Annotated in this window: 14 protein-coding genes; 6 read left to right on the top strand and 8 right to left on the bottom strand. The window is 67.9% G+C overall.

What is annotated here, in order from left to right:
* Positions 1 to 11 precede the first annotated feature (11 nt).
* The 3 genes from ctaD to WK25_RS16310 are packed head-to-tail and all read left to right on the top strand — an operon-like array spanning position 12 to position 4,602.
* Positions 12 to 2,651 carry a cytochrome c oxidase subunit I gene (gene ctaD / locus WK25_RS16300; RefSeq protein ID WP_069242434.1) on the top strand — a complete coding sequence of 880 codons (2,640 nt, stop codon included), beginning with the start codon at positions 12 to 14 and terminating at the stop codon, positions 2,649 to 2,651.
* Positions 2,648 to 3,049: a cytochrome C oxidase subunit I gene (locus tag WK25_RS16305; RefSeq protein WP_069242108.1), complete on the top strand. Its 402-nt coding sequence runs from the start codon at positions 2,648 to 2,650 to the stop codon at positions 3,047 to 3,049. Before ctaD ends, WK25_RS16305 begins: the two co-directional genes overlap by 4 nt.
* Entirely contained in the window at positions 3,046 to 4,602 is a 1,557-nt protein-coding gene (locus WK25_RS16310) for a c-type cytochrome (protein ID WP_226209010.1), read from the top strand. The genes WK25_RS16305 and WK25_RS16310 overlap by 4 nt, the downstream gene beginning before the upstream one ends.
* A gap of 312 nt (positions 4,603 to 4,914) precedes the next feature.
* On the opposite strand, the gene WK25_RS16315 is transcribed toward WK25_RS16310, so the two are convergent.
* Positions 4,915 to 6,375 (bottom strand): efflux transporter outer membrane subunit, encoded by a 1,461-nt coding sequence (locus tag WK25_RS16315; RefSeq protein WP_069242110.1) that lies wholly within the window; start codon positions 6,373 to 6,375, stop codon positions 4,915 to 4,917.
* Positions 6,376 to 6,453: 78 nt separating this feature from the next.
* Between WK25_RS16315 and WK25_RS16320 the strand changes: the two genes are divergently transcribed.
* From WK25_RS16320 to WK25_RS16330, 3 genes are all read left to right on the top strand, one after another.
* Complete coding sequence (locus tag WK25_RS16320; RefSeq protein ID WP_069242111.1) at positions 6,454 to 7,071, top strand: TetR/AcrR family transcriptional regulator; 618 nt, start codon at positions 6,454 to 6,456, stop codon at positions 7,069 to 7,071.
* 82 nt (positions 7,072 to 7,153) lie between these two features.
* On the top strand, positions 7,154 to 8,284 hold the full coding sequence (locus WK25_RS16325; protein ID WP_069242112.1) for an efflux RND transporter periplasmic adaptor subunit: 1,131 nt from the start codon (positions 7,154 to 7,156) through the stop codon (positions 8,282 to 8,284).
* Complete coding sequence (locus WK25_RS16330; RefSeq protein ID WP_069242113.1) at positions 8,281 to 11,421, top strand: efflux RND transporter permease subunit; 3,141 nt, start codon at positions 8,281 to 8,283, stop codon at positions 11,419 to 11,421. Before WK25_RS16325 ends, WK25_RS16330 begins: the two co-directional genes overlap by 4 nt.
* Before the next feature lie 75 nt (positions 11,422 to 11,496).
* Here the strand turns inward: WK25_RS16330 and WK25_RS16335 are convergent, their stop codons facing one another.
* From WK25_RS16335 to catC, 7 genes are all read right to left on the bottom strand, one after another.
* Positions 11,497 to 11,895 carry a RidA family protein gene (locus tag WK25_RS16335; RefSeq protein ID WP_069242435.1) on the bottom strand — a complete coding sequence of 133 codons (399 nt, stop codon included), beginning with the start codon at positions 11,893 to 11,895 and terminating at the stop codon, positions 11,497 to 11,499.
* A 120-nt stretch (positions 11,896 to 12,015) separates the two neighbouring features.
* On the bottom strand, positions 12,016 to 12,786 hold the full coding sequence (gene benD, locus WK25_RS16340) for a benzoate diol dehydrogenase BenD (RefSeq protein ID WP_038570315.1): 771 nt from the start codon (positions 12,784 to 12,786) through the stop codon (positions 12,016 to 12,018).
* 2 nt (positions 12,787 to 12,788) lie between these two features.
* Positions 12,789 to 13,811 carry a benzoate 1,2-dioxygenase electron transfer component BenC gene (gene benC, locus WK25_RS16345; protein WP_069242114.1) on the bottom strand — a complete coding sequence of 341 codons (1,023 nt, stop codon included), beginning with the start codon at positions 13,809 to 13,811 and terminating at the stop codon, positions 12,789 to 12,791.
* A gap of 39 nt (positions 13,812 to 13,850) precedes the next feature.
* Complete coding sequence (benB, locus tag WK25_RS16350; protein WP_038570320.1) at positions 13,851 to 14,339, bottom strand: benzoate 1,2-dioxygenase small subunit; 489 nt, start codon at positions 14,337 to 14,339, stop codon at positions 13,851 to 13,853.
* Complete coding sequence (locus WK25_RS16355) at positions 14,336 to 15,694, bottom strand: Rieske 2Fe-2S domain-containing protein (protein ID WP_069242115.1); 1,359 nt, start codon at positions 15,692 to 15,694, stop codon at positions 14,336 to 14,338. The genes benB and WK25_RS16355 overlap by 4 nt, the downstream gene beginning before the upstream one ends.
* A 112-nt stretch (positions 15,695 to 15,806) precedes the next feature.
* Positions 15,807 to 16,748: a catechol 1,2-dioxygenase gene (gene catA / locus WK25_RS16360; protein WP_038570323.1), complete on the bottom strand. Its 942-nt coding sequence runs from the start codon at positions 16,746 to 16,748 to the stop codon at positions 15,807 to 15,809.
* Positions 16,749 to 16,824: 76 nt separating this feature from the next.
* Positions 16,825 to 17,115, bottom strand: a complete 291-nt coding sequence (gene catC, locus WK25_RS16365) for a muconolactone Delta-isomerase (protein WP_038570326.1) — start codon at positions 17,113 to 17,115, stop codon at positions 16,825 to 16,827.
* Positions 17,116 to 17,147 lie beyond the last annotated feature (32 nt).

Below are 17,147 nucleotides of genomic sequence, written 5' to 3' on the forward strand. Positions count from 1 at the left end.
GGAGGATGACGATGGCCGTTGCGCACGACACGCCCACGCCGCTCAGCCGCGTGCCGGAGCTCGGCGAAGCGCCGCCGGGCTCCGCGCACGAGCGCGAACTCGCCGCGCTGTGGGAATCGGAGCCCGGCTGGCGCGGCTGGCTCGGCACGGTCGACCACAAGCGCATCGGGCTGCGCTACATCGTCACCGCGTTCGCATTCCTGCTGCTCGGCGGCGTCGAGGCGCTGGTGATGCGCGTCCAGCTCGCGCGGCCCAATGCGACCGTGCTCACGCCCGCGCAATACGACTCGCTGTTTACGATGCACGGCGTCACGATGATTTTCCTGTACGCGCTGCCGGTGCTGTCGGGTTTCGCGAACTACCTGTGGCCACTGATGCTGGGCTCGCGCGACATGGCGTTCCCGCGCCTGAACGCATTTTCGTACTGGGCGTTCCTGTTCGCCGGGCTGTTCCTGTACGCGAGCTTTCCGCTCGGCGCGGTGCCCGACGGCGGGTGGTTCAATTACGTGCCGCTCACGTCACTCGACTACAGTGCCGGCGCGAACATCGACATCTACGCGCTCGGGATGATCCTGCTCGGCATCTCGACGACCGGCGGCGCCGCGAACTTCGTCGTCACGCTGCTGCGGATGCGCGCGCACGGAATGTCGATCGACCGGCTGCCGATTATCGTGTGGGGCACGCTGACTGCGTCCGTGGCGAACCTCCTCGCCGTCCCGGCGGTCAGTCTCGCCTTTTTCCTGCTGTGGCTCGACCGCAATGCCGGCACGCACTTCTTCGACGTCGCGAACGGCGGGCGGCCGCTGCTGTGGCAGCACCTGTTCTGGATGTTCGCGCATCCGTGGGTCTACGTGGTCGTGCTGCCGGCGATGGGGATCGTGTCCGACGCGCTGCCGACCTTCTGCCGGCGGCCGCTCGTCGCGTACGAGGCGGTCGCGGTGTCGACGGTCGCGACGATGCTGATCGGCTTCGAGGTGTGGGTTCACCACATGTTCGCAACCGGCATCGCGCCGCTCGCGCTCGCGTTCTTCGGCGCGGCGAGCATGCTGATCTCGATCCCGAGCGCGGTCGCTGTGTTCGCATGGATTGCGACGATCTGGACCGGGCGCCCGGTGTTCCGCACGCCGTTCCTGTATTTCGCGGGCTTCGTGCTGATGTTCGTGATCGGCGGCGTGTCCGGCGTGATGACCGCCGCGGTGCCGCTCGACTGGCAGCTGACCGATACGTACTTCGTCGTCGCACACCTGCATTACGTGCTGCTCGGCATCAACGTGTTTCCGGTGCTCGGCGGCATCACGTACTGGTTCCCGAAGTTCACCGGACGAATGATGAACGAGCGGTTAGGCAAGCTGACGTTCTGGGTCGTGCTCGCGGGCTTCAACGTCGGCTTCTTTCCGATGCACATCTCCGGGCTGCTCGGCATGCCGCGCCGCATCTATACGTATCCTGCCGGGATGGGCTGGGACACGTCGAACCTGCTAACCACCGTCGGCTCGTTCGTTTTCGGCATCGGCATCGTGATGTTCGTCGTCAACGCGCTCGTCAGCGCGCGGCGCGGCGCGCGCGTCGGCGCGAATCCGTGGGGCGCGCCCGGCCTCGAATGGTCGGTCGCGTCGCCCGCGCCCGCATACAACTTCGCGGTGCTGCCGCTCGTCGCGTCGCGGCATCCGCTGTGGGAAACCCACGACGATCCGCAACGCACGAGGCTGCGGGCCGGCTACCGGCTTGCCGACGGCCGCGAAGCGCTCGCGGTCACGCCGCTCGCCGCGAAGCCGAGCGCAATCCTGAAGATGCCGGACGACACCTGCGTGCCCTTCGTGCTCGCGCTCGCCGCCACCGCCTTGTTCGCGGCGATGCTCGTGCGTTCGCCGTCGCTCGTCTGCGCGGCCACGGCCGGCTGCGCGATCGCGACCACCGTGTGGCTGTGGCCGCGCCACACGCTCGGGCAGCGTGCGCGGCCGGCCGGTCGCGAGGACACGCAGGCGCCGTCGGCCCGGGCCTTCCCGCATCCGGACGAAGCGCCATCGCCCGCGCTGCCGGCAGCCGCGCCGGCGGCGTGCATCGAACCGCTGCCGGTCGGCAGTTGCGGCGAGCGCGCGGGCGGCTGGTGGGGCGTGCTGACGCTGATCGTCACCGAGGCGGGACTGTTCGGCTATCTGCTGTTCTGCTACTTCTACCTGCAGTCGCAATCGGCCGCACCTTGGCCGCCGGAAGGCATGCCGAAGATCGGCCTCGCCGCGGGCAACACGGCCGTGCTGCTGTCGAGCAGCGTGTTCGTGTGGCTCGCCGAGCGCGCGGTGCGCGCCGGCAAGCGGCCGCATGCGGTGGGCGCGCTCGCCGTCGCGCTGGTGCTCGGCATCGCGTTCACGCTCGTGCAGTTGCACGAATGGCGCGACCATCCGTACGGGCCGACCGCGCACCTTTACGGCAGCCTGTACTTCACGATCACCGGCTTTCACCTTGCGCACGTGGCGGCCGGCCTCGTGATCCTTGCGCTGCTCGCGGGCTGGACCGCCGCCGGCTTCTTCGGTCGCGAACGGCGCGTCGCGCTCACCGTCGGCGGGCTCTACTGGCACTTCGTCGATCTCGTGTGGCTGTTCATCTTCACCGCGCTGTACGTGTCGCCGTACTGGCTCAGGAGCGCGCGATGAACGGCACACGACACGCGTGGACTCCGTTGCTCGCGATCGCGGCCGGACTGATCGGCGCACCCGCGCTGTGGTTCGCGCAGATGCTCGCGTCGGAGACGCTCGCGTCGACCGCGTGCTATCCGCTCGGCGTCGCGCAGGCCGTGCCGCGCTGGTCGCACGTCGGCGTGTGGCTGGCGCTGATCGCCGCGGGCACGTTCGCGCTGGCGGCCGCGTTCGCCGCATGGCTCGCGCGCACGTGGCAAAGCGCGCATGATGCGAACACGCAGGCCTCGACGCGCGACGACAGCACGCGATTCCTCGCCCGCTGCGGGATGCTAGCCGCGGCGGGCTTCGTCATCGGCCTCGCATTCACGGGGATCGTCACCGCTTTCGTGGGGCCTTGCAGTCCATGGCGATGACCGGATCCGGTACGCGCCCGAGCACGCGTCGCGGCGCGGGCATTGCGCTCGCGCTCGCGCTGTGCGCCGCACTTGCCGCATGCGACGCGCACGACGACGATCGCGCGACGTCTGCCGGCGATACGGCCGACGCCGCGTCGCAGGCGGAAGCGCCCGAGCCCGCATCGGGCTGGCGCTTCGTGCGGATTCGCGCGTCGGCAGCCGATACCGGTGGGTCGATGTCGGCACGCGTCAACGGCGATTCGCGGCTGGCCGCATCGCCTGCCGCGACGGCTGCGACGGCCGCGCCGCCCGATGCGTCGTCCGCCGCGGCCGCGCGGCGTCCGGTCGTGGCCGCTGCCGCCGCGAGCGCGGACGCCGCGGCGATCGCGCGCGGCCGCTACCTGGCGCTCGCCGGCGACTGCTCGGCGTGTCACGACGCGGCCGATCACACGCCGTACGCGGGCGGCCAGCCGGTGAATTCGCCGTTCGGGCCGATCTATGCGCCGAACATCACGCCGGACCGCACGCACGGGATCGGCAACTACACGCTGCGCGAATTCGACGATGCCGTGCGGCGCGGCGTGCGCGCGGACGGCAGCCGCCTGTATCCGGCGATGCCGTATCCGTCGTTCGCGCGCATGACCGACGACGACGTGCGCGCGCTCTATGCTTACTTCATGCGCGGCGTCGCGCCGTCCGCGAACGCGGCCAGGCTCACGCAGTTGCCGTTTCCGTTCAACCAGCGCTGGGCGCTCGGGTTGTGGAGTCTCGCGTTCGCGAACCGCGACCGTTTCGTGCCGCAGCCGTCGCGATCGTCGGAATGGAATCGCGGCGCGTATCTCGTGCAGGGGCTCGGTCACTGCGGCGCGTGCCACACGCCGCGCGGGCCGGCGTACAACGAGCGCGGCTACGACGAGCACAGCGCGGCATTCCTGACCGGCGGCGTCAACGATCACTGGTTCGCGCCGAACCTGACCGGCGCGGACCAGGACGGCCTCGGCCGCTGGAGCGTCGACGACGTCGCCGCGTTCCTGCGCAGCGGCCATGCGGTGCGCGGCTACGTGTTCGGCGCGATGGGGCCGGTCGTCGGCGAGAGCACGGCATTGCTGACCGATGCCGACCGCCACGCGATTGCCGTGTACCTCAAATCGTTGCCCGCGCAACCGACTGCCGCGACCAATCCGCTCGGCATCGGGGTGGCGCGGCTGACGCCCGCCGGGCCGCGCCCGGAAGGCGGCCAGCAGGCGCCGGGGGCCGGCGTGTATGCGGGGTTTTGCGCGCGATGCCATGGCGCGGACGGCACCGGCGTGCGCGATCACGGGCCGCCGCTGGTCGGCAATTCGGTCGTGCTCGCCGCGGATCCGACGAGCGTGATCCGGATCGTGGTGGAAGGCGCGCGGCCGGCGCCGGGTTCGGACGGGCCGGTGCGGCGGATGCCCGCGATGCGCGGCGCGCTGACGAGCAGCGAGATCGCGGCGGTCGTCAGCTATGTGCGCGGCGCATGGAGCAATCGCGCCGCGCCGGTGTCGGAACAGGATGTAAGGCGGTTGCGGACGGAGATTCATCGATAGCGGCGTAGCCGGTGCACTGCCGGACCGGCTGCGTGTACGCTGCGCCCCGTCGGTGGAATGCATGCCTGGTGCCGTCCGCGGCATTCCCGAATCAGTGATAGCGTCGCGACTCGACCGGATTCGACGAGCCGAACGACCGGGAGGCGTGGGTACCGGCGCGCGAGCGCGACATCGGGACCCGGAGGGTGCGCGGACGACGAACGTCTGCACCGCAGCTCATGTTTGGCCCCGCGCCACACCCGACGAAATCGGCGCCGCATCTCTCCATGTGGCTTTTCACCGCTTGCGCGCCGACGCCGATCCGCGCACCCGTTACCGGCTCGCAACAGCCTCGGTTGCCGGCGGCTGCCAGCCGCCGCCGAGCGCCTTGAACGCGGCCACGGCCGCGCGCGCGGATTCGGTTTGTGCCTGCACGCGCTGGTCGGACGCGCGCAGCAAGCTTTCGTCGGCCTGCAACACTTCGATCAGGCTGACGACACCTTTCTGGTACGCCGCGAACGATGCGGCCCGCGCACGGCCGAGCGACGCTACACCGTCGGCGAGCACGGCTGCCTGTTCGTCGCGTTTGACGAGCGCCGATAACGCGTTTTCGACATCCTCGGTGGCGTGCAGCGCCGCGAGCCGGTACGCAGCCAGCATTTCGGCATCCTGCCCTTTCGCCTGCGCGATCTGCGCGTTGATCCGGCCGAAATCGAACAGGCGCCAGCGCAGGCCGAGCACGCCCGCAGCCTGGTTCGCGCCGCCTGCGAAGAGATTGCCCGCACCCATCGTCGTCGCGCTGCCGAGCAATCCGCTCAGCGAGAGCTTCGGGTAGTACTCGGCGATCGCCACGCCAATGCGCGCATTCGACGCCGCCACGCGCCGCTCGGCGGCGATCAGGTCGGGCCTGCGCGTGAGCAGTTCGCCGGGCGTGCCCGTCGCCGCGATTCCCGGCGCCGCCGGCACGTCGCCGTCGGCGCGCAGTTCGGCGCGATGCGTGCCGGGCTGCGACCCGAGCATCACGTCGAGCGCGTTCATCGCCGCGTCGAGCGCCGCTTCGAGCACCGGCACCGTCGCGCGCACCTGCGCGAGCGCGCCTTCGGCCTGCCTGACCTGCAGCTCCGCCGCGAGCCCCTTTCCATACAGCAGATTGATGGTCGACAGCAGATCCTGCTCGGTCTGCACCTGATGCCGCGCGACCTTCAGCCGGCCCTGCAGCCCGCGGATCGTGATGTAGGTGTCCGCGGTTTGTGCGGCGACGGCGAGCCGCGTCGCGACCGCCGCCGCTTCGGATGCCTGATAGTCGGCGAGTGCTGCTTCGCGGCCGCGGCGCAATCCGCCAAACAGGTCCAGCTCCCAGCTCGCGTCGAGATCGGCCTCGTAGTCGTTGCCGTGGCGATCGAACCCGGGCGTCGCGTTCAACACCCGCCCCAATGGCGTTTCGACCGACTGGTACACGCGCGCGGCCTGCCCGCTCACGCTGCCCGACGGCAGCAGCGCCGCATTCGCCGCGCCGAGCCCCGCGCGCGCTTGCTCGACACGCGCCGCAGCCTGCGCGAGATCGAGGTTCTGCGCGAGCGCCAGCGTGATGAAGCGCGTCATCTGCGGATCGCCGAAGGCGGCCCACCACGCCGCGAGGTCGGCTTCCGCAGCCGCACGGCGTTGATCGACCGCGCTCTGGCCGTGGAACCGCTGCGGCATCGCGACGTCCGGCCGCACGTAATCGGGGCCGACGGCACACCCGGCCGACAGGATCGCGGCAAGCACCGCGGCAACGATGGGTTTGGGTAGCATGACGGTTTTTAGCACGAACACGGTAGTGACTATAATACCAAATGGTCACTCGTTGTCCATTCCTGTCAGCTGCAGCTCATGAAAAAAAACCTTCCTTCCGACGCCCCCGCGCGCGGGCCGGCCGACCACGACGTGCGGGATCAGATCGTCGTCGCGGCCACCGAGCACTTCAGCCGGTACGGCTATGAAAAGACGACCGTGTCCGACCTGGCGAAGGCGATCGGCTTCTCGAAGGCCTACATTTACAAGTTCTTCGAGTCGAAGCAGGCGATCGGCGAGATGATCTGCGCGAACTGCCTGCGCGAGATCGAGACGGAGGTGCGCGCGGCCGTTGCCGGCGCCGAGCGGCCCACCGAAAAACTGCGGCGGATGTTCAAGGTCTCCACCGAAGCGAGCCTGCGGTTGTTCTTCCGCGACCGCAAGCTGTACGACATCGCCGCGTCGGCCGCCACCGAAAACTGGCAGTCGGTGCAGGCCTACGAGGCGCGCGTGCAGCAATTGCTGCAGGACGTGCTGCAGGAAGGCCGGCAAGGCGGCGAGTTCGAGCGCAAGACGCCGCTGGACGAAGCCGCGACGGCGATCTACCTGGTGATGCGGCCGTACCTGAATCCGCTGCTGCTGCAATACAACCTCGACACGACCGACGCCGCGCCTGCCCAATTGTCGAGCCTCGTGCTGCGCAGCCTCGCCCCCTGAACCGGCCCCGCGTGTGACCATTGACTCATTTGGTCACAAGAACCACAATGAAAGCCCCGATCACTTCGTCAGTGGGTCTTTCATGGTCCGGCGTCGCCCTCTTCTTGTCCTCGCAACCGCGTCCGCACTGCCCGTCGCGCTAGCCGCCTGCAGCGGAAAAGCGCCGTCCGATCCGCGCACCGAAGCGCCGCTCGTGCGTACCGCCGTCGTGCAGGTGTCGGCTCCCGCATCGCGCGCCTTTACCGGCACCGTCGCCGCCCGCGTGCAAAGCGACCTCGGGTTCCGGGTGTCCGGCAAGGTGCTGGCGCGCCTGGTCGACACCGGGCAGACCGTCCGGCGCGGCCAGCCGCTGATGCGGATCGATCCCGTCGACCTGAAACTCGCGGCGCGCGCACGCGACGAGGCCGTGGCCGCCGCACGGGCCCGCGCGCGGCAAACCGCCGAAGACGAAGCGCGCTACCGCGACCTGCGCGGCACCGGCGCGATATCGGCGTCGGCCTACGACCAGGTCAAGGCCGCGGCCGATGCGGCGAGAGCGCAACTGAGCGCCGCCGAGGCCGACGCCGACGTCGCGCGCAACGCGACCGGCTATGCGGAACTCGTCGCGGACGGTGACGGCGTCGTGATGGAAACGCTCGCGGAACCCGGCCAGGTCGTCAGCGCCGGGCAGCCGGTGGTGCGGCTCGCGCACGCCGGCAGCCGCGAGGCCGCAATCCAGCTGCCGGAAACCCTGCGCCCCGCGATCGGATCGGTCGCGCAGGCCGAGCTGTTCGGTAAGCCGGGCGTGAGCGTGCCCGCGGCGCTGCGTCAGTTGTCCGACACCGCGGACGCGCGAACGCGCACGTTTGAAGCGCGCTACGTGCTTCAAGGCGCGCTGGCCGACGCACCGCTCGGCGCGACCGTCACGATCCGCATTCCGGATGACGCGCGCTCGGCGCCGCAACGCGCGATGCAAGTGCCGATCGGCGCGCTGCTGGACGCCGGCAAGGGGCCGGGCGTGTGGGTCGTCGCCGGAGAGCCTCCGAAGGTGGGATGGCGGCCGGTTACGGTCGAGCACGTAGACGACGACAGCGCGCGCGTATCCGGCGCCCTGAAGCAAGGCGAGCGGGTCGTCGCGCTCGGCGCGCAGATGCTGCGCGACGGCGAAGCGGTGCGCGTGTCCGCGCCGGCCGCCACCGTGGCGACGGCCGCGAACGAAGGAGCACGGCCGTGAGCGAACGCCGTTTCAACCTGTCGGCACTCGCCGTGCGCGAGCGCGCGATCACGCTGTTCCTGATCTGCCTGATTTCGCTCGCAGGCCTCGTGTCGTTCTTCAAGCTGGGCCGTGCGGAAGACCCGGCGTTCACGATCAAGGTGATGACGATCGTCAGCGCATGGCCTGGTGCGACCGCGCAGGAAATGCACGATCAGGTCGCGGAAAAGATCGAAAAGCGCATGCAGGAGCTGCGCTGGTACGACCGTACCGAAACGTATACGCGCCCCGGCCTCGCGATCACGACGCTGACGCTGCTCGACAGCACGCCGCCGTCCGAGGTGCAGGAGCAGTTCTATCAGGCGCGCAAGAAGATCGGCGATACGGCGAACGATCTGCCAGCCGGCGTGATCGGGCCGCTGGTCAACGACGAATACGCGGACGTCACGTTCGCGCTGTTCGCGCTGAAGGCTCGCGGCGAGCCGCAACGGCTGCTGGTGCGCGACGCCGAGGCGTTGCGCCAGCGGCTGCTGCACGTGGCCGGCGTGAAGAAGGTCGACATCCTCGGCGAGCAGGCCGAGCGCATCTACGTGCAGTTGTCGCACGAGCGGCTCGCGACGCTCGGCGTCAGCCCGCAGGACGTGTTCGCCGCGCTCAACGGCCAAAACCTGCTGACGGCGGCCGGCTCCGTCGAGACGCGCGGGCCCGAGATCTTCATTCGCGTGGACGGCGCATTCGACAAACTGCAGAAGATCCGCGACACGCCGATCGTGTCGCAGGGCCGCACGCTGAAACTGTCCGACATCGCCACCGTCGAGCGCGGCTACGAGGATCCGTCGACGTTCCTGATCCGCAACAACGGCGAGTCCGCGCTGCTGCTTGGCATCGTGATGCGCGACGGCTGGAACGGCCTCGATCTCGGCCGCGCGCTCGACCGCGAAGTCCGCGCGATCAATGCGGAGCTGCCGCTCGGCATGAGCGTGACCAAGGTCACCGACCAGTCGGTGAACATCAGCTCCGCCGTCGACGAGTTCATGGTCAAGTTCTTCGCCGCGCTGCTCGTCGTCATGCTCGTGAGCTTCGTCAGCATGGGCTGGCGAGTGGGCCTCGTCGTCGCCGCTGCCGTGCCGCTGACGCTCGCCGTGGTGTTCGTCGTGATGGCCGCCACCGGCAAGAACTTCGACCGCATCACGCTCGGCTCGCTGATCCTCGCGCTCGGGCTGCTCGTCGACGACGCGATCATCGCGATCGAAATGATGGTCGTGAAAATGGAGGAAGGCTACGGCCGCGTGGCCGCGTCCGCGTACGCATGGAGCCATACGGCCGCGCCGATGCTGGCCGGCACGCTGGTCACCGCGGTCGGCTTCATGCCGAACGGCTTCGCGCGCTCGACCGCCGGCGAATACACCAGCAACATGTTCTGGATCGTCGGGATCGCGCTGATCGCCTCGTGGGTCGTCGCCGTGGTGTTCACGCCGTACCTCGGCGTGAAGATGCTGCCCGAGTTCGGGAAGATCGAGGGCGGCCACGACGGGATCTACGATACGCCGCGCTACAACCGCTTCCGTCGCGTGCTCGCGCGCGTCATCGCACGCAAATGGCTCGTCGCCGGCTCGGTCGTCGGCCTGTTCGTGCTCGCGGTCCTCGGGATGGCGATCGTCAAGAAGCAGTTCTTTCCGATTTCCGATCGCCCCGAGGTGCTGATCGAAGTGCAGATGCCGTACGGCACGTCGATTTCGCAAACGAGCGCCGCGACGTCGAAGGTCGAAGCATGGCTCGCGAAACAGAAGGAAGCGCGTATCGTGACCGCGTACGTCGGCCAGGGCGCGCCGCGCTTCTATCTGGCGATGGGGCCGGAGTTGCCCGATCCGTCGTTCGCGAAGATCGTGATCCGCACGGACAGTCAGGAGGAGCGCGAAGCGCTGAAGGCGCGGCTGCGGCGTGCGATCGCCGACGGGCTCGCGCCAGAAGCGCGCGTACGCGTCACGCAACTCGTGTTCGGCCCGTATTCGCCGTTCCCGGTGGCGTATCGCGTCACCGGTCCCGATCCCGACACGCTGCGCGGCATCGCGGCCAACGTGCAGCACGTGATGAACGGCAGCCCGATGATGCGCACCGTCAATGCCGACTGGGGCACGCGCGCGCCGACGCTGCACTTCACGCTGCAGCAGGATCGCCTGCAGGCCGTCGGGCTGACGTCCAGCGCGGTTGCCCAGCAATTGCAGTTCCTGTTGACCGGCGTGCCCGTCACCGCGGTGCGCGAGGACATCCGGACCGTGCAGGTGATCGCGCGCTCGGGCGGCAATGCGCGGCTCGACCCGGCGCGGCTCGACGACTTCACGCTCGCCGGCGCGAACGGGCAGCGCATTCCGCTGTCTCAGGTCGGCAAGGTCGACGTGCGGATGGAGGAACCGATCATGCGCTGGCGCGACCGCGTGCCGACCATCACCGTGCGCGGCGACATCGCCGACGGCTTGCAGCCGCCCGACGTCTCGGCCGCGATCACGAAGCAGCTGCAGCCGATCATCGCGCGGTTGCCGAACGGCTACCGGATCGAGGAAGCCGGCTCCGTCGAGGAATCGGGCAAGGCGACGAAGGCGATGCTGCCGCTGTTCCCGATCATGCTGGCGATCACGCTCGTGATCATCATCTTTCAGGTGCGATCGATCTCCGCGATGGTGATGGTGTTCATGACGAGCCCGCTCGGGCTGATTGGCGTGGTGCCGACGCTGATCCTGTTCGGGCAGCCGTTCGGCATCAATGCGCTGGTCGGCCTCATCGCGCTATCGGGGATCCTGATGCGCAACACGCTGATCCTGATCGGGCAGATCCATCAGAACGAACAGGCGGGACTCGATCCATTCCATGCGGTGGTCGAAGCGACCGTGCAGCGTGCGCGCCCGGTGATCCTGACCGCGATGGCGGCCGTGCTCGCGTTCATTCCGCTCACGCATTCGGTGTTCTGGGGCACGCTCGCGTACACACTGATCGGCGGCACGTTCGCGGGGACGATCCTCACGCTCGTGTTCCTGCCGGCGATGTACGCGATCTGGTACAGGATCCGCCCCGGCCATTCCGCCGCCGCGCACCACGGCCGGCATGAACCGGCATCGCCGGCCGAGCCGGCACTGCAGCCCGCGCTGGATGCGCGCGATTGACATCCACGCTCACCGTGTCGAAGCCTGCGCAAGTAATTCCGGCTTGCATGATGCGGTGAACCGCTTCGAAGCGGTTCACCGCGACAGCACCGCCACCGCCTTGATCTCGACGATATAACCGGGCGCGCCGCCGAGCATGTGCGCGCCGACCGCGGTCCACGCCGGCCGCGGGTGCGCATGGAAATAGCGGTCGCGCACCTGCATGAACAGCGGCAGGTCGCGCATGTCGGTATGGAAGGTCGTCAAATCGACGACGTCGTCGAGCGACGCCCCGCCCGCTTCGAGCACGCGCTTCAGGTTTTCGAATGCCTGCACGATTTGCGCTTCCCGGTCCTCGACCAGTTTCATCGCCGCGTCGCGGCCGATCTGGCCGGATACGTACACCGTATCGCCAACCTTGATCGCCGGTGCATAGCCGATTTTTTCGTACACGGCTTCCATGCCGGGCGGAATGATCGCTTCGCGTTGGTGCATGAGTGTCTCCGTGGCCGGTCTTGTCGTGCCGGCCGGTTGTAGTTGGATGATGCCGGCATGCACGCCGCGTTGCGGATTGCGCATGCCGGCGGAAGCACGGCTTCCCGCCACGCGGGCCGCTCAACCCGTATCGCCGCCCGCGACCGGCAGCACCGTGCCGGTGATGTAGCTGGCCTCGTCCGACGCAAGGAACAGGATTGGCGCGATCTGTTCGTCGAGCGTGCCGTAGCGCTTGAAGAACGTCGAATCGGTCACCTGCCGTACCGCTTCGGCCATCCACGCCTGTTCCTGCGCGGTGTCGCCGGCCGCATTGCGCGGCACGCGGCGCGGCGGTGCGGTCGTACCGCCGGGCGCGGTCGCGACCACGCGGATGTTGTGCTCCGCATATTCCATCGCGAGCGCGGCCGTCAGCGCATTCACGCCGCCTTTCGCCGCCGAGTACGGCACGCGGCGAATCCCGCGTGTCGCGTTCGACGACACGTTCACGATGGTGCCGCCGCCTGCCGCGAGCAGGTGCGGCAGCACCGCGTGGCAACTGTAGAGCGTCGGCATCAGCGAACGGCGGATTTCCGCGTCGATCTGTGCGGGCTCGAACTCGGCGAACGGGCGCATCCGGATCGCACCGCCGACGCCGTTGATCAGCACGTCGATCCGGCCGAACGTCGCGACCGCGCACGCCATCGCCGCCCGTGCGCCGTCGTAGGTCTCCAGGTCGGCGACGAAGCCGGCGGTGTTGCCGCCCGGCGCTTCGGCCGCCACGTCGGCGACGAAATCCGCGCGATCGACGAACAGCACGTTGCCGCCTTCGGCTGCGGCGCGCAGCGCGACGCCGCGGCCGATACCTTGCGCCGCGCCGGTGACGACGACGACTTTTCCCGAGAATCGCTGCATGGTCACGCCGCCTTTGCCGTTACGTTCGGCGTGAATTTCTCGTAGTGGAAGCTGTGCGGCTTCACGCCGTGATCGTCGAAATACTGGCGCACCGCATCGACCATCGGCGGCGGGCCGCACAGATAGACGTCCACGTCGCCGTCGTTCAGCGCATCGGCCGGAATGTGCTGCGTGACCCAGCCCTTGCGTGCGTGGTTCGACGCGGAATCGGCGACGACCGTCGCAAAGCTGAAGTTCGGCAGCTTCGCCGCATACGCTTCGATCGAATCGACCAGCACGAGATCGAGATCGCGCGTCACGCCGTAGATCAGGTGCACCTTCTGCTGCGACCCGCTACGCGCGAGCATTTCCAGCATCGACAGGAACGGCGCGAGGCCCGTGCCGCCGGCGAGGAACAGCAGCGGCCGCTCGACGTCGCGCAGGTAAAAGCTGCCGAGCGGCCCGTTCAGTTCGAGCGTGTCGCCAGGTTTCGCGGAAGCGAGCCACGTGCTCATCACACCGCCCGGAATCTTCTTGATCAGGAACCCGATTTTCGCGTCGCCCGGCGCGGACGAGAACGAATACGACCGGTGCTGGCCGCTGCCGGGCACGCCGATGTTCACGTACTGGCCCGGCAGGAACGCCGGTGCGGCCGCGCCGACGTCGAGCTCGAGGACGATCGCCGCATCGTTGTGCGGCTCGACCTTCGTCACGGTCGCGACGAACGCGCTGTGGCCGGTCTTGCACGCGACCGACGACGTCGGCACCGCGATCACGCAGTCGCTTTGCGGCACCATCTGGCACGTGAGCACGAGGCCGCTCTCCTTCTCGTCCTCGGTGAGCGCGTCGTCGATGTAGTCGTCGCCGAGGTCGTAGGCGCCGCTTTCCGCACGGCACTTGCAGGTGCCGCACACGCCGTCGGAGCAATCCATCGGCAGGTTGATCTTCGCGCGGAACGCCGCATCCAGCACTTTTTCGCCGGCCTTGCAGTCGATGAAGCGGGTGACCCCGTCCTCGAAGTTCAGTGCAATTTTGTAGGTGGACATGACCTCGTCTCCCTGTGTTACGTGTCGAAACAATGGGCGTCAGACGTGGTACACGTCGAGCACCTGCCGGATGTAGTCGTTTTTCAGCACGATCTTCTTGTTCGAGATCAGCAGTGCATCGCCCACCTGGCGCAGCGTGACGAACATCGTGCCGAAGAAGTGGTCGGTCACGCGATAGCGGTGGTTCAGCGTGTGGAAGTTGTAGCGCACGTCCACCTCGCCGTCGCGCTCGGCCAGCACCTCGACGTTCGTCACGTTGTGGCTCGTGCGCGGCTCCGGCGTCGATGCGCCGCTGCGCTCGGTCTTGATCCGGAACACGCGATCCTCGAGCCCGCCGCGATCCGCGTAATACATCAGCGAGATCTGGCTGTGCGGATCGTCGGTCGGCCGGTCGTCGTCGTCCCATGCGGGCATCCAGTACGTGACGTCCTCCGTGTAGCAGGTCAGCCACTCGTCCCACTCGCGATCGTCGAGCAGGCGCGCCTCGCGATACAGCGTCGCGCAAATCGTCCGGTAATCGATGTTCATGCCGCCACCTCTCCGCGTTCCTTCTTCAGTGCGTCGCGCATCACGTGCACCCAGTGTTCGTGCTGGCACACGAACAGCCCTTCGTCTTCGCTGCGCTCGCCGGAAATGCGCGGGTTCAGCCCCATCTTCGTCGCGTTCTCGTCCGGACCGTCGATCCACAACGGCGCGCCGCGCGACAGGTCGTTCCACATCGCCGTGATGCCCGCGTAGCCGGCCTGGCATGCGCGGAACTCCTCCAGGTCGTCGGCCGTGCCCATTCCGGTCACGTTGAAGAAGTCCTCGTACTGACGAATCCGCGTGGCGCGGTCGGCTTCGCTCTCGCCCTTCGGTGCGAAGCAGAAGATGCTGACTTCGGTCTTGTCGACCGCGAGCGGCCGCACGACGCGGATCTGCGTGCTGAACTGGTCCATCAGGAACACGTTCGGATACACGCACAGGTTGCGCGTCTGGTTCACGATGAAGTCCGCCCGCACTTCGCCCACGCGCGCCTTGATCTCGTCGCGATGCCGGTACACCGGCCGCACTTCCGGGTTCATCGTCTTGGTCCACAGCAGGATGTGGCCGTTGTCGAAGCCGTACACGCCCGCGACCGACTTGCTCCAGCTGTTCGCATCGACGGCCTTCGTGCCGTCTTCCTTGCGGCGGCCCATCGTCGCCGCGTAGTTCCAGTGCACGGTGCTCACGTGATAGCCGTCGCAGCCGTTCTCCATCTGCATCTTCCAGTTGCCTTCGTAGATGTAGGAGGAGTTGCCGCGCAGCACTTCGAGACCGTTCGGCGCCTGGTCGACGATCTGGTCGATGATCACGCGCGCCTCGCCGAGGTAGTCTTCCAGCGGCAACACGTCGTCGCTGAGGCTGCCGAACAGGAAGCCGCGATAGCTCTGGAAGCGCGCGACTTTTTTCAGGTCGTGCGAGCCGTGCGTGTTGAACTGCACCGGATACTCGGTCGTCTTCTCGTCCTTCACCTTCAGCAGCTTGCCGGTGTTCGAGAAGGTCCAGCCGTGGAACGGGCACGTGAAGCTGCCCTTGTTGCCGTGCTTGCGGCGGCACAGCATCGCGCCCTTGTGCGCGCATGCATTGATCACCGCGTGCAGCTCGCCGGTCTTGTCGCGCGTGATGACGATCGGCTGACGGCCGATCCACGTCGTGTAGTAATCGTTGTTGTTCGGGATCTGGCTCTCGTGCGCGAGGTACACCCAGTTTCGCTCGAAGATGTGCTTCATCTCGAGTTCGTACAGCGCCTCGTTCGTGAAGATGTCGCGGCGGCAGCGGAAGATGCCGGCCTCCTTGTCGTCCTGCACGGCGGTCGCGAGCAGCTGGTCCAGTTCGGTGGTGGGGTCGATCGTGGTGGACATGGTGGTTCCTCCTGCGCGCGCGACGGGTCCTGCAAGCGCGCTCGCATCGGTATCGATTGAATCTCGGGGCCGGCAGCAGCGGCGCACGCGCGCCGCCGCGCCGTCGGGTGCGTTATGCCGCGGCCGAAGCGCGCAGGCGTTCGACGATCTGGTTGTCCTTGCCGCCGACGCGCGGCGTCAGCACGAAGTCGAACTCGATGTCCTGATACGCGTCCGCCTTCATCCCGAGCGCGGTGCCGCCGGTCTTTTCGGTCACGGGCGGGATCAGCTCCTCGCGCGTCGCATACGCGAAGTCGTCCCAGATCAGCGGGTCGCCGTCGATGTTGAACTGCGTCGTCAACTTGCGGTGGTCGTCGCTCGTCACGAAGAAGTGCACGTGCGCCGGACGGTTGCCGTGGCGGCCGAGGCGGTCGAGCAGTTGCTGCGTCGCGCCCTGCGGCGGGCAGCCGTAGCCGACCGGCATCAGCGTGCGGAATTCGTACTTGCCGTCCGCGCCCGTGCGTACCGCGCCGCGCAGGTTGAAATCGCTCTGCTTGCCGGTCGGATCGAAGTGCGAATAGAAGCCGTGCGAATTCGCGTGCCAGCATTCGACCAGCGCGCCGGCCACCGGCTTGCCGTCGAGATCCTTCACCGTGCCGTGAATCACCAGCGGGCCCGCGCCTTCGTCCGCATCGACGTCGATCTTCGAGACGCCATCGCGCACCGGCGCACCGGCAACGTACAGCGGTCCTTCGATCGTGCGCGGCGTGCCGCCGTCGAGGCCAAGCGCCTCGTCCTCGGCGTCCATCCGGATGTCGAGATACTTCTCGAGGCCGAGGCCAGCCGCGAGCAGCGCGGCTTCGCCGTCCTGGCCGAGCTTGTTCAGGTAGTTCACGCCGGCCCACACTTCGTCGGGCGTGATGTCGAGGTCGTCGATCGCCTTGAACAGGTCGCCGAGCAGCCGCAGCACGATTTGCTGCGTGCGCGCATCGCCGTTCGCGCCTTTCGCGTCCGCGTTGGATGCGGCCTTCAGCAGATCCTGCACTTCCTTCGTTTCGAAAACTTTGACGCTCATGATGGTGTCTCCACGTGTATTTGGGGGAATGGCGACCGGGGCGTGCTCGCTGCCGATGCAGCGGCGCCGCCGCGGCTCAAACGTCGCCGTCGTGTACCGACGACGGGTGGCGACACAACGGCGTCACCGAAATCTTCATGTACGGAAACAGCGGCAGGCCGGTCAGTATCTCGTGCAGTTCGGCGTTGCCCGACACGTCGAACACACTGTAGTTCGCGTATTCGCCTGCGATGCGCCAGATGTGGCGCCACTTGCCGGTGCGCTGCAGATCCTGCGAATACGCCTTCTCGCGGGCTTTGATCTCGTCGGCCACCGCGGCGGGCAAGTCGGCCGGGATGTTGACGTCCATGCGTACGTGGAAAAGCATCGTGATGTCCTGATACGTCGTTCAGTTGGGGC

It is taken from the genome of Burkholderia latens (assembly GCF_001718795.1).
Classification (GTDB): domain Bacteria; phylum Pseudomonadota; class Gammaproteobacteria; order Burkholderiales; family Burkholderiaceae; genus Burkholderia; species Burkholderia latens_A.